The following is a 12,850-nucleotide window of genomic DNA, read 5'->3' as shown; positions in this document are numbered from 1 at the left end:
GGTTCCGGATGCCTCCTCACTGGGTAGCCCACAGGTGTGAGCTGAGCAGGTGATGCCTGCTGCGACGAGTGAGAGGTGATCACATGAGCCAGGGCGACGCCCCGGTCGGGCGATCGGTGAAGACGGCGGCGGCCGGCGTACGGGATCTCGCCGCGGAGGCCGCGCGGGTGGGGGCGGCGGCTGCCGCGCGGGCGGTCGAAATCACCGATCGGAAGCTGGCCGAAGGCAAGGACGAACTAGCGAAGGTCGGCCGGGCGGCGACCAAGGACCTCGACAAGAGCACCCGGTCGTCCCGCCGCGACGTGCTGTCGAACTCCAGCGCGGCCCGCGACGAGGTGCTGGCCCGCGCCTCGAAGATGCGCGACCCGGGCCGCAAGGCGGCCCAGGCGGTGGCCACGGTGGTGAGTTCGGCGGGCGAGTCCGGCCGGAAGCGCCGGAAGGCCGTGGCGACGGCGAAGCGTGACCTGGCGGTGGCGCTCCAGGAGGCCAAGAGCGTGGCCCGCGGCGAGCGGACGAAGCGAGCCCGCTGGCCGTGGCTGGTGGCCATGGGAGCGGTGGCGGCGGCGATCGTGGCGGTGGTGCAGATGCGCAGGCCGAACCCGCTGGCCGAGGCGGAGAAGAACGCTTCGGGACAGGGGTCGGAGCCCACGCCGGAGAAGGCGACGCCTGCTGCGGCGACGCCTGCTGCGGCCACGCCTGCTGCGACCCCGACGCCGGCCTCGCAGCCTGCGGCGGCCAAGCCTGCCCCCGCGGCGGCCAAGCCGACCCCGGCGACCCCGCCGGCACCGGCCGAGAAGCCGGCGCAGCAGGCGGCCAAGGCGGCGGACGGTGCGAACGGCCGCGCGCCCGCGGGCCGCGGGCAGAACAAGGCCCACTGAGCCGGCTGCCGACGCCCGCGCCCGAGGTGATCACGGGCGCGGGCTTCGGTGTGCCCGGAGTGGGTGGCGGTCGGGGAGAGGTTCGCGAGGCCGGTCACCAGCCACCGCGTCCACCCCCTGCTGAAAGCGCTTACACTCGCCACCACACGAGCCGGGAGGTCGTCGATGGGCTGGCAGTTCGCGGTGAGCACGCTGGGCATGCCCGGCATCCCCGTCCGCGACGCGGCGCGCACCGCCAAAGCCCACCGGTGCACCGGCCTCGAACTGCGCGTCCACCCCGATGAAGACGTCCACTTGGGACTCACCGCGCGCGCCACCGATGCCGTCCGGTCCCTCCTGGACAGCGAAGACCTGGCCATCTCCTGTCTGGCCGGCTACGCCAAAGTCGCCGCTCCCGGAGCCGACCGGCCCGTCGTCGACGAGCTCAAAGCCCTGATCTCCCTGGCCCACCGCCTCGGCGCCCCGCACATCCGCGTCTTCCCCGGCGGCGACGGCGACGGGGACGACCGCGCCCACACCCGCATCGCCGCCGTCCTCGACGATCTCCGGGATGCCCGGGTGCGGCTGCTCGTCGAGACCCACGACTCGCATCCCACCGGGGCTGCCGCGCGGCGGCTGGTCGAGGGGTTCGGCGCTCCGGACCTGGCCGCCGTACTGTGGGATGCCGTCCACCCGTGGCGGGCCGGTGAAGATCCGGCCGTCACGAACGAGGTGCTGGGCCCCTACCTGGGCTATTTCCAGGTCAAGGACGTCGGCAGCCGGGAGGATCCGACGCCCGTGCCGCCGGGGGAGGGCGCCGTTCCGCTCGGCGCGTGCGGTGACCTGCTGCGTTCGTGGTCCGGGTGGGTGTCACTCGAATGGGAAAAAGCCTGGTACCCCGGCATTCCGCCGGTCGACGTCCCGCTGCGGGCCGCCGCGGCCTGGTTCGAGCGTTACGTACCCGCAGCATGACGGTGAGCCGGGCCGCGGGACTGCTCCCGCGGCCCGGGCCCGGTCAGCGTCCGGAGAAGTTCACGTCACTGCAGAAGTAGTACGACTGGTCGAGGTGGCTCGCCTGCCAGATCGTGTAGACGATGTGCCGCCCCGTCCGGGACCCCGCGTTCACCGCGACCTGGTACTGCCCGGCGGGGGCGAGCTTGCCCGTCTGGGCGACCAGCTCGAGGTTGCCCCAGCCCAGCCGCTGGGTCGCCGGGTCGAAGCCCTGCTTGGTGATGTACACCAGCAGGTAGTCGGCGCCGTGCCGGGCCTGGTCGGTGATGGTGAGGGTGAACCGGTTGTCCTTGTTCGCCATCTGCCACGCGCCGACCGTGTCGAGCGCGTTGTACCGGGGTGCCTGCGTGCGGCCGCCGCTGCACAGCGTCCCGTCGGGGATCGCCCCCTGGTGGTTGCCCTTGACGCCTTCGCGGTAGAGCCCGTTCCAGTTCCACATCGCGTTCGGGTCGGCCTGCCAGGCCTGCCAGCACATCGGGTCCTTCGTCGCCATGGCCGGGTTCTGGAAGTCGCTGCCCCAGCGGTTCCAGCAGCCGTAGTTGCGCGACGGCGGGTCGGTGGCGGACCCGTGCGCGTCGGCGACGCCGGTGAGCACGCCGCCCAGCAGCACGGCGGTCACGGCCGTCACCACCAGGGAAAGCAAGGTCTTGCGTCGGGGAACCACGCTGTCCTCCTTCGTCGGGGCCGGATTGGGAGCGCTCCCAAGGTTGCGCCGGACGACCATACGCGGACGTCCCGGCGCCTGGCCACAACCCGATCTCCGGGAACCGTTGCGGGACAGCGTTTTCCGGCACGCAGCCGGACTGAACGGTTACTGAACGGCGGAAGGGCGCGGATCCCGGGCCGCCCGATCGGTCCCGGGCCGGGGACGGCCGGTCAACGCCGGGGCGGCCGGTTGCTCCGCACGGGTGTATCCGGAAAAATTGTCACCGGAACTACGCGCGGGCCGGGGGCGGGGCCGCGCCCCCGGCCCGCCGGTCAGCTCCGCGCGCGCACGTTCTCCCGGGCTTCCTGGGCCCGCTCGGTGACGTCGCCGGTCGCCGACCGCGCTTCGTCCTTGACCGTGGACGCCGCGTCGGCGGCCTCCGACTTCACCGACCCGGCCGCCCGCTGGGCCGGCTCGCGCAGGTTCTCCTTCAGCTCCTCGGCCGCGTGCTGGGCCACCGGGGCCACGTGCTCGCGGGCGAGGTCGGTCGCCTGGGCGGCGAGCCGGCGCTCCGGCTCGCTCGCCGGCAGCAACGACGACACGAGCCAGCCGGCGCCGAAGGCGATCAGGCCGGCGGCCAGCGGGTTGCCCTGCGTGCCGCGCCGGACCGACTCCGGGGCTTCGCTGACGGCGTCGGCGGCGGAACTCACCTTGTCCTGGGTCAGCTGGGCGACCGAGCCGACCTTGTCGCCCGCCGTCGACGCGTGGCCGGACGCCGTGCCCATGACGCGATCCCGCGCGGTGCCCAGCACGGTGCGCATCCGGCCGATGCGGCGTTCGACGATCCGGCCCGGGGTCACCTTTTCGGTGAGGGCGTTCACGTCGGTGCTGAGACTGCGTTGCGTGCCTTCGATTTCGCGGCGGATCCGCTCCGGTTCGGTCATGGTCGTTCGCCTTTCAGTGCGTCCGGGACCTGCTGCAGGGTCTCGACGGTGCGTTCGGGTTTCGGGTTGACGCGGCGGACTTCCCGCCGTCCCGTCGCGTAGAGCACGGCCCCGGCGATCGCCCACACGACCGCGACGATCAGCGCCGCCCAGCCGGAATCCATGACGTTCGCCAGGCCCTGCCACAGGGCGATGGAGAGGAACAGCACGACCAGGTAGCCGGCGAACCCGGCCCCGCCGAGCATGCCCGCGCCCTTCGCGGCCTTGCCCGCCTCGGCCTTCACCTCGGCCTTGGCCAGCTCCACTTCCTGCCGCACCAGGGTGGAGAGGTCCTTCATGACGTTCGACATCAGCTCGCCGACCGAGGCCTCGGCGACGTCGACGGGTTCCCCGGTGCGGGGGCCGGGTGCCTGCGTCATCACGGCACCTGCCCGGGCGCGGAGAACCGGGGGCTCGGCTGCGGCAGCGCATCCGGCGGCTGCGGCACGTCGTGCTCGCCGGAAGCCCGGCCCGGCCGCGCGAGCCCGCCTGCGGGTTGCGGCTGACCGCCCGGCTGGGGAAGGTCTTCCGTCGGTTGCGGCGCGTTGTATCCGCCGGGTGCTGTGCCGGGCTGCGCGAGGCCTGCTGGGTGGGGTGTGTTGTGGCCGCTCGGCTGGGGAAGGTCTTCCGTGGGTTGCGGCGCGTTGTATCCGCCGGGGGCTGTGCCGGGCTGCGCGAGGCCTGCTGGGTGGGGTGTGTTGTGGCCGCTCGGCTGGGGAAGGTCTTCCGTGGGTTGCGGCCCGTTGTACCCGCCGGGGGCCGTGCCCGGCGGTGCGAGGCCTGCCGGGTGCGGCGCGTTGCCGCCGGGGGGCGCCTGTCCCGGCTGGGGGCCCGCGTGCCCGCCGTCGCCCGGCTGCGCAACACCCGGCGCGGCGGCACCCGGCACCGGCGGTGTCGCGGCGGGGCCGGCGTGCGGCCGTGGGGCGTCCGTGCGGCCGTTCGGGGAGCTTTCCTCCTTCTGCTGCGCGACGACGCCCCGGGTGAGCCGCCCGACGAGGGCACCGGCAACGGCCGCTCCCACCAGGAACGTGCCGGGACGGCGGCGGGCGAACCGCCGCACCTCGTCCAGGAGGTCGCCCGGTTCGCGGTGCTCGAGCCAGTCGGCGACCGATCGCGTCCGGTCCGACACCTGGCGGGCGACGTCGCCGGCGAGACCGGGGGAGTCGGTCTGCTCCGCCATCCGCTCCAGCTGACCGGCCAGCTGGTGGAGGCTCTCGGCCGCCTTCCGCTGGCCGTCCCTGGCCTGCGACTGCAGCTGCTCCCGGCCTTCGCGGACCAGGTCGCGCGCTTCCCGCTGGGCGTGCGCGGCCACGTGCTTCGCTTGGTCCGCGGCCGTTTGCGCCACTTCACCGCCCCGGTCGGCGGCGGTGGCAGCCACCTCGCGGGCCTCGTCCTTGGCGGTTTCGGGCGTCGACGGCGATCCGCTGCCCTGCTGCTGCGGCGGTGACTGACCGCCGGGTCCCTGGGTCATCGCGACCTCCTGCGGGAAAGGCACTTCCGCGCCTTCGTGGGTGCCGATGGCGACCCATCGGCCTGGTCGGGCGGCTGGCTACCCGGGCGGCGGGGGGATAAACCGGGTCAGCAGCGCCACCGCGTCGCGGAGGGAGTCCGGGCGCGGCCGGCCGGGGTCGCCCAGGACGAGCGGGATCCCGCTCGGGGGAGTCACCGGGCGGCTGCTCCACAGCACGACCGCGGCGGGCCGGACCCGGTCGATCGCGTGCCGGAGCGCGGCTTCCGGAACGGACGGGCCGAGGAACAGTGCCTCGCGGCCGTGTTCGGCCAGTGCCGCCCGGAGGGCTTCCAGCGGCAGCGTGTGCCGCTCACCGTCCACACAGGCCAGCAGTACCGCGGGCGCGGCGCCGGTGGGCGTGGGGATCCGGTGCAGGGCGGCGGCGATCGCCCAGGACAGCCCGTGCACCAGGTCGATGCACTGGTCGGCGTCCGGGCCGCAGAGCGCCTTCAGCGCCGGGCGGCAGAGCTCGTCCCAGGTGTCCGGGACGCCGCGATCGGCCAGGTGCGCGTCGAGGAGCGCGGCCGCGGTGTCGAGCTTCAGCTCCCGGACGGCGGCCAGCAGCGTGCCCACGTCGGTCGCGCCCGCGCCGAAGGCCCGTGCGGCCGCGGTTTCCCCGGCGAGCCCCTGCCCGATCAGGTGCTGCATCCGGAGCAGCGCGTCGATGTCCGCCCGCCCGTAGTGGCGGTGGCTGCCGGTCTGCGGCGCCGACAGCGGGAGGTCGTACCGCCGGTGCCACGCGCGCAGCGTGGACGGGGGCAGGCCGAGCATGCGCGCGACCGCCCCCGCCGTCCAGGTGACGGCGGGGGCGGCCGGGCGCCGGGACACCGGCGGTCAGTGGCCGGGGCGGGCCACGTCACCGCGCCAGGCGCCGGTCTCGCGGCCGCCGCGGTCCTCGATGAAGGTCTTGAACCGGCCCAGGTCGCCCTTGACGCGGCGGTCGAGGATGCCGAGCTTGTCGGCGACGTTCTCGACGAAGCCCTCCGGGTCGATGTCGAGCTGGGCGGTGACCCGGGTGTGCCGGTCGTCGAGGCGGTGGAACGTCACGACGCCCGCGTGCGTCGGGCCGGAGTCGGACTTCCAGGCGACGCGCTCGTCCGGGTGCTGCTCGGTGATCGTCGCGTCGAACTCGCGGGTCTGCCCGCCGACGCTGATCCTCCAGTGGGTGTGGGTGTCGTCGAGCTGCCGGATCTCGTCGACACCCTCCATGAAGTGCGGGAAGGACTCGAACTGCGTCCACTGGTTGTAGGCGGTGGTGACGTCGGTCTCGACGTCGACGGATTCGGTGACGGTGCTCATCGCCGGCTGTCCTCTCTCTGTGGGGCGGCTGGTCCGCTCCCCGGATACCCGGCAAATCGATGACAAAACGATGCAACCACTCTAGGGTCGGCAGCGACGGAAGGGAGCACCCGTGACCGACCACCGGACGCCCGCGCTGACGGTGCGAGTCCGCACCGTGCCGGAAGCCGTCGTCGTCGCGGCGGCCGGCGATCTGGACCTGGGCACCGCGCCGGTGCTGCGAGCGCAGGCCAGGGCCGCGCTGGCCGGCCGGCCGGGCGCGCTGATCGTGGACCTCGGCGCGATCACCTTCTGCGGGTCGGCGGGGCTGCAGGTGATCGCCGAGCTCGTCAGCGAGACGACGGCCGCGGACCTGCCGTTCGCGCTGGTCGCCACCGGGCGCCCGGTGCTGCGGTCCCTGCAGGTCACCCGCCTCGACGGCACGCTCGAGCTGCACCCGACGGTCGACGGTGCCCGCGCGTGGATCCGGCAGCGGCCGGCGAACGGCGGTTAGGGCCGGCCCGGTCGCGGGTAATCCCCCGCCATGGAAGCGGAGGCGCTGCTGCAGAGCCTGACCCGCGTCGTGACCGCGCTCGACGGCACCGGCATCCGGTTCGCCGTCGCGGGCGGCCTCGCCGTGTACGCCCGCGGCGGGCCGCCGTCGGACCACGACGTCGACCTGTTCCTCAAGCCCGGCGACGCGGAGCGGGCCGCGGAGGTGCTCACCGCCGCGGGCCTGCGCCGCGTGCACCCGCCGGAGGACTGGCTGACGAAGGTCTACGACGGCGACATCCTCGTCGACCTCATCCACGGCCCCAACCACCGGCCGGTGACCGACGAGCTGCTCGACCGCGCCGCGCTGATGCGGATCGGGTCCACCGCGGCGCCGGTCGTCTCCGGCACCGACCTGCTGGTGGACAAGCTGCTCGTGCTGAGCGCGCACCGGTGCGACTTCGCGCCGCTGCTGCGGATCGCCCGTGACCTGCGCGAGCAGGTCGACTGGACCGACGTCGCCGTGCAGGTGTCGGCGTCCCCGTACGCCCGGGCGTTCCTGGCGCTGCTCGGCGACCTGGCCGTGATCGACCCGAAGGAGGCCCTCGTGCCCGAACCACCGCAGTACCTCGTCGCCCGGCTCAGCCGGGCGCTCGCCGAAGACCCCCGCACCGCCGAGCTCGGCGTGCACGTGACCGTCCGGGGCGAGCACGTCCACCTCACCGGCGAAGTCACCTGCCCGGCGCGCAAGGCGGAGGTGGACGCCGTCGTCGGCGAGTACCTGACCGGGGAGCTGGTGCACAACGACGTCCGGGTCGCCGACGTCCGCGAACCGGCGAGCGCGGAGGAGATCGGCCGATGAGGATCGCCGCGGTCGGGGACGTGCACCTGGGCGAGGACTCCCGCGGCCTGCTCCGGCCGGCCCTGGAACACCTGGCGGGCACCGCCGACGTCCTGCTGCTGGCCGGGGACCTCACCCGGCACGGCACCGTCGAGGAGGCCCGCGTGGTGGCCGACGAGCTCGCCGGGCTCGGCGTGCCGATCGCCGCAGTCCTCGGCAACCACGACCACCACAGCGACGCCGGCGAGATGATCTCGAACCTGCTCCGGGAGACCGGCGTCGACGTGCTGGAAGGCGAAGCGGTCCGGTACGACCTGCCGGACGGTTCCCTGGGCGTCGCGGGCGTCAAGGGCTTCGGCGGCGGGTTCGCCGGCAAGTGCGCCAGCCGGTTCGGCGAGCGGGAGATGAAGGACTTCGTCGAGCACACGATGGCGTCGGCCGATTCGTTGCGCAAAGCGTTGCAAACCCTCCACACGGACGTTGTCGTCGCGCTGACCCACTACGCGCCGATCCCCGGCACGCTGCACGGCGAGCCACCCGAGATCCACCCGTTCCTGGGGTCGTACCTGCTGTGCGAGCCGATCGACGAGGTCGGCGCGGACCTGGCGTTGCACGGGCACGCGCACTTCGGGTGCGAGCAGGGCGTGACACCCGGCGGGGTGCGGGTGCGGAACGTGGCGCAGCCGGTGATCCGGAAGGCGTACGCGCTCTACGAGCTGCACCCGGCGGAGCTGTCCGCGCGCCGCTGACGCGGTGAAGACGCCTTCCTGACGTCCGGCGCCGGGAAGGCGTCGTTCACCGCGGTCGGCCGGAGGTCACTGCGCCAGCAGCGCCCGCACCGCCGCCAGCACCGGGCGCTCGCCGGCCGCGGCCAGGATCTCCTCGGCCGTCCGCCAGCACGCCCTGGCCGCGCCGGGGCCGGTGAGGGCCGAGCGGGCCCGGCCGAGCACCACGAAGGCGTACGCCTGGCCCAGCCGGTGCCCGCTCGCCCGGAACCCGGCGATCGCCTGCTCGGCCAGGCGTTCCGCAGCCGCCGGCGCACCCGCGTTGAAGGACACCCACGCCAGGCTGGTCCGGGCCTGCTCGGCCAGCAGCCGGAAGCCGCCCTCCTCGGCCTCGCGCACCGCCGCCTCCGCGTGCGTGGCCGCGTCGGCGACATCCACAGTGGACAGACCGATCAGGGTGGCGATCCGGCCGCGCAGGTAGCCGATCTTCTCCGCCAGCCGGTGGGCTTCGGTGTACTCCGCCAGCGCCGCGGCCGGGTCGCCCGCCTGGCGGTGGAGGTCGCCGAGCGCCCCGAGCGCGTCCACCTCGAACCGCTGGTTGCCCGCTTCGCGCGCCACCGTCACCGCCAGCCGCGCCGCGGGCCACGCCCGCTCGAGGTCGCCGGTCACCCGGTGCACCGCCGCGAGCCGGACCAGCGCGTCCGCCTCGTCGTCGCGGGAACCCAGCTCCCGCAACGCTTACAGGGCCTCGGTCAGCACCGCCCCGGCGCGGGCGAGGTCGCCCGACACGCGGTAGCCGTACCCGAGGTTGCACTGCGCGATCGCCGCCGCGTGCGGTGAGCCGAGCCGGCGGCAGAGGTCGAGGGCACGCTCGTTGTGCTCGATGCCTTCGGTGAGCCGGCCGTGCTCGATCAGCACGGCACCGAGGTTGATCAGCCCGTTCGCCGCCCGGATCGACGCGCCGCTGCGCAGCGTCCCCGCCAGCGCCGCGGTGAAGTGCTCGATCGCCCGGTCGAGCCGGCCGAGGTCCAGGTGCACGACGCCGAGCGCGTGCAGCACCGAGTCGGCGCCTTCGCGGGCACCGGCGGCGCGGTAGGACGCCTGGGCGGCTTCGAGTTCCGCGAGCGCCGTCTCGTAGTCCCCGCGGCTCCAGGCCAGCGCGCCGAGGCTGTGCCGCATCGCGCCGGCCGCCCGCTCGTCCCCGGCCCGCCGCGCGGCGGCCAGCCCGGCGGTCGCGGCCGCCTGCCACTCGGCGTCGAGGCGGTGCGAGTGGAAGAAACCGCGCAGCAGGTCGGCCGCCCGCCAGGCGAACGGCCCCTGCTCGGCCGGCCGGCGGATCGCGGACAGCACGTTGCCGTGCTCGGCCAGCAGCCAGCGGCGCGCTTCGGCCGGCTCGACGGCTTCGCCGCCCTCCGGTGCGTCGGGCAGCCGTTGCAGGTCCGGGTAGAGCGCGGTCGCCGCGCCGGCCGCGCCGCGCAGGTAGTACTCGAAGAGCCGGTCGAGGGCGGCCGTCCGCTCGGCCGCCGGAAGGTCCTCGCGGGCCCGCTCGGCGGCGTACACGCGGAGCAGGTCGTGCAGGCCGAACCGGTCGCCGCCGCGGGGCTGCACGAGGTGGCTCGCGGCCAGTTCCCACAGCAGCCGGCGGGCGTGGGGCTCGTCCGTTCCGGCCAGTGCCGCCGCGCCCGCCACGCCGACGTCGGCACCGGGCACCAGCCCGAGCAGGCGGAAGAACCGGGCCGCGGCGGGGGAAACGGCGTCGAAGGACAGGTCGAAGGCCCGCCGGACGCCGAGCTGCTCGAGATCGGGGCCGGCCAGCTCGGCGAGGTAGCCGTGCAGCGACCGGTCCGGCCACAGCGCGAGGTTCGCCGCGACGATCCGCAGCGCGAGCGGCAGCCCGGCGCACAGCCGCACCAGCTCGCGTGCGGCGGCGTCCTCGGCCGCGACGCGCTCCTCGCCGACGCCCGAGGCGAGCAGCGCGAGCGAGTCGTCCGGCGGCAGCTCGGCCAGCTCCACCAGCCGGGTGTCCACAGTGGCGGCCAGGCCGCAGAGCCGGTCGCGGCTGGTGATCAGCACCGCGCAGCCCGGGCTCCCGGGCAGCAGCGCGCGCACCTGGTCCGACCCGGCCACGTTGTCCAGCACGATCAGCACCCGCCGGTCGGCGAGCACCGAGCGGTAGAGCGCGGCGGCGTCGGCGAGCTCGGTCGGCACCTGGCCGGGGCGGACGCCGAGCGCGTGCGAGAACCGGGTCAGCACCTCCAGCTGGGCCAGCGCCGGGACGGTCGAGTAGCCCTGGAGGTCGGCGAAGAGCTGGCCGTCCGGGAAGTGCCGCGCGGCGCGGTGCGCCCAGTGCACGGCGGCGGTCGTCTTGCCCACGCCGGCCGGCCCGACGAGCAACGCGATCGGCGGGTGCGTGCCGGCCGCCCGGCCCACCGATTCGTCCAAAGTGGACATGAGGGCGGCCCGGCCGACGAGCGTGGCGACGTCCGGGGGCAGCTGCCGCGGCCGGAACTCCGGCTGCGCGGTGGGCGGTTCGTCGGGTGTCTCGTCGGCGAGGACGGCCCGGTGGGCGCGCCGCAGCCGCTCGCCGGGACCGACCCCCAGCTCAGCGGTGAGCATCCGGTGCACCTCGCGGTAGGCCTCGAGGGCGTCGGCGCGGCGGCCCGAGCGGTGCAGGGCCTCCAGGTACAGCGCCCAGAACGCCTCCCGCCAAGGGTGTTCGCGGGTCACCCGCGCCAGGTCGTCGGTGATCTCGCCGGGCCGACCCAGCTCGAGGCTGACCTCGAAGTAGCGCTCCTGCGCCCGCAGCCGCTCCTGCTCGACGCCTTCCCGGTTCAGCACGTCGGCCGGGACGTCGGCGAGCACCGGCCCGCGCCAGCACGCGAGCGCGGCGGCGAGCAGTTCGCGTTCGGTCTCCGGATCCGGCTCGCCCGGCGCGGCGGCGACCAGCTCGCGGAACCGCAGCAGATCGTGCTGCGCCGGCCGGACGCGCAGCAGGTAACCGGTCGGCTGGGTTTCGATGACGCCGTCGCCGAGGGCCCGCCGCAGCCGGACCGCGTGCACCTGGAGGCTCTTGCGCGCGGTCTCCGGCGGGTCGCCGCCCCAGAGCAGCTCGGTGAGCCGCTCGAGGGAGACGGTCGTGTTCGCCCGCATCAGCAACGCCGCCAGCAGGGCCCGCACCTTGGGCCCGGTGATGGGGACGGGCTCGCCGTCCCGCAGGACCTGCAACGGTCCCAGCACCCCGAAGCTGAGCACTCTTTCCGCACCCCCCGCTGACCGGACGAACCGGTCATCCCGCGGTGAGGGTAGCGGGAATCGGTCAGATGGGCCGGACGGGCTGCGCCACCGGCGGGGAGAGCAGGGAGCCGAACACCGGCTCGGGTTCGAGGATCCGCAGGTCGAAGTCGTCGAGGGCGCCGGCGCACTCGAGCACCTTCGCGGTCGCCTGGTTCACGAACCGGGAGCCGACGCAGGCCGCGCTGCCGAAGCCGTAGGGCAGGTAACGGGCCTTGTGCCCCTCGGGCGGGGCGGCCCAGCGGCCTGGGCGGTACTCGGCGGGCTCGGCCCAGACGCCGGGGTCGCGGTGCAGGAGGTAGGTGCACAGGTACAGCCGGTCGCCCGGGGCCAGCGGGACGCCGCCCAGCTCGGTGGCCGCGGTGACCTTGCGGGACAGCAGCCAGGCGACGGGCCACAACCGCAGTGCCTCGCGGACGCGATGGGCGGCGGGCTCGGTCACCGGGGCGGGCCGCGAGGGCGCACCGGCTGGTGTCGGGCTCGCCGGTGGTGAGGTGGTTCCGGCGGGCTGCTGGGGCGGACCGGCGGGTGGTGGTGTGGTGCTCGCGGGCGGTGAGGTGGTTGCGGCGGGCTGCTGGGGCGGACCGGCGGGTGGTGGTGTGGTGCTCGCGGGCGGTGAGGTGATTTCGGCGGGCTGCTGGGGCGGACCGGCGGGTGGTGGTGTGGTGCTCGCGGGCGGTGAGGTGGTTGCGGCGGGCCGCCGGGGCATACCGGTCGGTGGCGGTGTCGGGCTCGCGGGCGGCATCGTCGGGCTCGCCGGTGGTGAGGTGGTTCCGGCCGGCCGCAGGGTCGTGCCCGCCGGCATGCCCGGCCGCCAGCCGCGGTCGAGCAGGACCGTCCAGGCGAACACCATGGCCGCGGCTCGGCAGACCGCTCCGACCAGGCCGTGCAGGGCCAGGGCCACGTCGTCGGCCGAGCCGAGTGCGGTGCGCAGTGCGTCGGGGAGGGGCTCGGCGCGGCCGGTGGCCCAGCGGTGCAGTGCCGCGTCGGCCCGGCTGTGCGCGAGCCGGCCGCGCAGCCGCCGCAGGGTTGTGCTCGTGCGGTCGAGCCCGTCGGATGCGGCGAGGGCCTCCTGCAGTGTCCGCCGGGCCCGCGCGGGCAGGCCGGGGAAGAGCTGTTCGCCGAAGAGCCGCAGGTAGCACGTCGAAAGCGCGCCCGGCCACGCCTCGCCGGCCTCGGCGGACCGCCGCAGTTCGGCGGTGATCCGCTCGGCCGG

At 75.0% G+C, this 12,850-nt stretch carries 14 protein-coding genes; 5 read left to right on the top strand and 9 right to left on the bottom strand.

The features are described from left to right. Window positions 1-83: 83 nt before the first annotated feature. Both CCN39_RS26460 and CCN39_RS26455 read left to right on the top strand, forming a co-directional pair. On the top strand, window positions 84-878 hold the full coding sequence (locus CCN39_RS26460; protein ID WP_086846384.1) for a hypothetical protein: 795 nt from the start codon (window positions 84-86) through the stop codon (window positions 876-878). A 165-nt stretch (window positions 879-1,043) separates the two neighbouring features. Then, window positions 1,044-1,829: a sugar phosphate isomerase/epimerase family protein gene (locus CCN39_RS26455; protein WP_086846382.1), complete on the top strand. Its 786-nt coding sequence runs from the start codon at window positions 1,044-1,046 to the stop codon at window positions 1,827-1,829. Window positions 1,830-1,872: 43 nt separating this feature from the next. Here the strand turns inward: CCN39_RS26455 and CCN39_RS26450 are convergent, their stop codons facing one another. From CCN39_RS26450 to CCN39_RS26425, 6 genes are all read right to left on the bottom strand, one after another. After that, the gene (locus tag CCN39_RS26450) at window positions 1,873-2,532 is read right to left on the bottom strand and encodes a lytic polysaccharide monooxygenase auxiliary activity family 9 protein (protein ID WP_086846380.1); all 660 of its coding nucleotides are present in this window, start codon (window positions 2,530-2,532) and stop codon (window positions 1,873-1,875) included. A 314-nt stretch (window positions 2,533-2,846) separates the two neighbouring features. Beyond that, window positions 2,847-3,458 carry a DUF3618 domain-containing protein gene (locus CCN39_RS26445; RefSeq protein WP_086846378.1) on the bottom strand — a complete coding sequence of 204 codons (612 nt, stop codon included), beginning with the start codon at window positions 3,456-3,458 and terminating at the stop codon, window positions 2,847-2,849. Then, window positions 3,455-3,877: a phage holin family protein gene (locus CCN39_RS26440; RefSeq protein WP_086846376.1), complete on the bottom strand. Its 423-nt coding sequence runs from the start codon at window positions 3,875-3,877 to the stop codon at window positions 3,455-3,457. The genes CCN39_RS26445 and CCN39_RS26440 overlap by 4 nt, the downstream gene beginning before the upstream one ends. Then, window positions 3,877-4,968 carry a hypothetical protein gene (locus CCN39_RS26435; RefSeq protein ID WP_244211016.1) on the bottom strand — a complete coding sequence of 364 codons (1,092 nt, stop codon included), beginning with the start codon at window positions 4,966-4,968 and terminating at the stop codon, window positions 3,877-3,879. Before CCN39_RS26435 ends, CCN39_RS26440 begins: the two co-directional genes overlap by 1 nt. 78 nt (window positions 4,969-5,046) lie before the next feature. Beyond that, on the bottom strand, window positions 5,047-5,835 hold the full coding sequence (locus CCN39_RS26430; protein WP_086846374.1) for a MerR family transcriptional regulator: 789 nt from the start codon (window positions 5,833-5,835) through the stop codon (window positions 5,047-5,049). A gap of 6 nt (window positions 5,836-5,841) precedes the next feature. Further along, window positions 5,842-6,306, bottom strand: coding sequence for an SRPBCC family protein (locus CCN39_RS26425; RefSeq protein ID WP_086846372.1), 465 nt, complete (start codon window positions 6,304-6,306; stop codon window positions 5,842-5,844). Window positions 6,307-6,418: 112 nt separating this feature from the next. On the opposite strand from CCN39_RS26425, the gene CCN39_RS26420 reads away from it, so the two are divergent. The 3 genes from CCN39_RS26420 to CCN39_RS26410 are packed head-to-tail and all read left to right on the top strand — an operon-like array spanning window position 6,419 to window position 8,367. Then, window positions 6,419-6,799: an STAS domain-containing protein gene (locus tag CCN39_RS26420; protein ID WP_086846370.1), complete on the top strand. Its 381-nt coding sequence runs from the start codon at window positions 6,419-6,421 to the stop codon at window positions 6,797-6,799. 30 nt (window positions 6,800-6,829) lie between these two features. Next, complete coding sequence (locus CCN39_RS26415; protein ID WP_086846368.1) at window positions 6,830-7,639, top strand: nucleotidyltransferase family protein; 810 nt, start codon at window positions 6,830-6,832, stop codon at window positions 7,637-7,639. Next, complete coding sequence (locus CCN39_RS26410; protein WP_086846366.1) at window positions 7,636-8,367, top strand: metallophosphoesterase family protein; 732 nt, start codon at window positions 7,636-7,638, stop codon at window positions 8,365-8,367. Before CCN39_RS26415 ends, CCN39_RS26410 begins: the two co-directional genes overlap by 4 nt. A gap of 66 nt (window positions 8,368-8,433) precedes the next feature. Here CCN39_RS26410 and CCN39_RS26405 read toward each other — a convergent pair whose 3' ends face one another. The 3 genes from CCN39_RS26405 to CCN39_RS26395 form a co-directional block, all read right to left on the bottom strand. Beyond that, window positions 8,434-9,078 (bottom strand): tetratricopeptide repeat protein, encoded by a 645-nt coding sequence (locus CCN39_RS26405; RefSeq protein WP_086846364.1) that lies wholly within the window; start codon window positions 9,076-9,078, stop codon window positions 8,434-8,436. A gap of 3 nt (window positions 9,079-9,081) precedes the next feature. After that, window positions 9,082-11,595 (bottom strand): AfsR/SARP family transcriptional regulator, encoded by a 2,514-nt coding sequence (locus CCN39_RS26400; RefSeq protein ID WP_086846362.1) that lies wholly within the window; start codon window positions 11,593-11,595, stop codon window positions 9,082-9,084. 64 nt (window positions 11,596-11,659) lie between these two features. Then, window positions 11,660-12,850 (bottom strand): cytochrome P450 (locus CCN39_RS26395; RefSeq protein ID WP_208630386.1); only part of this gene is annotated, 1,191 nt, incomplete at its 5' end.

Origin of the sequence: Amycolatopsis kentuckyensis, from assembly GCF_002155975.1 — a bacterium.
GTDB classification, from domain to species: domain Bacteria; phylum Actinomycetota; class Actinomycetes; order Mycobacteriales; family Pseudonocardiaceae; genus Amycolatopsis; species Amycolatopsis kentuckyensis.
This window is presented reverse-complemented; position numbering and strand designations above follow the sequence as displayed.

Excerpts from the sequence above, each read along its gene's own strand:
- CCN39_RS26435 (WP_244211016.1), bottom strand. The coding sequence starts at position 4,968 with ATGACCCAGGGACCCGGCGGTCAGTCACCGCCGCAGCAGCAGGGCAGC.
- CCN39_RS26445 (WP_086846378.1), bottom strand. The coding sequence starts at position 3,458 with ATGACCGAACCGGAGCGGATCCGCCGCGAAATCGAAGGCACGCAACGC.
- CCN39_RS26425 (WP_086846372.1), bottom strand. The coding sequence starts at position 6,306 with ATGAGCACCGTCACCGAATCCGTCGACGTCGAGACCGACGTCACCACC.
- CCN39_RS26460 (WP_086846384.1), top strand. The coding sequence starts at position 84 with ATGAGCCAGGGCGACGCCCCGGTCGGGCGATCGGTGAAGACGGCGGCG.
- CCN39_RS26455 (WP_086846382.1), top strand. The coding sequence starts at position 1,044 with ATGGGCTGGCAGTTCGCGGTGAGCACGCTGGGCATGCCCGGCATCCCC.
- CCN39_RS26410 (WP_086846366.1), top strand. The coding sequence starts at position 7,636 with ATGAGGATCGCCGCGGTCGGGGACGTGCACCTGGGCGAGGACTCCCGC.
- CCN39_RS26415 (WP_086846368.1), top strand. The coding sequence starts at position 6,830 with ATGGAAGCGGAGGCGCTGCTGCAGAGCCTGACCCGCGTCGTGACCGCG.
- CCN39_RS26440 (WP_086846376.1), bottom strand. The coding sequence starts at position 3,877 with ATGACGCAGGCACCCGGCCCCCGCACCGGGGAACCCGTCGACGTCGCC.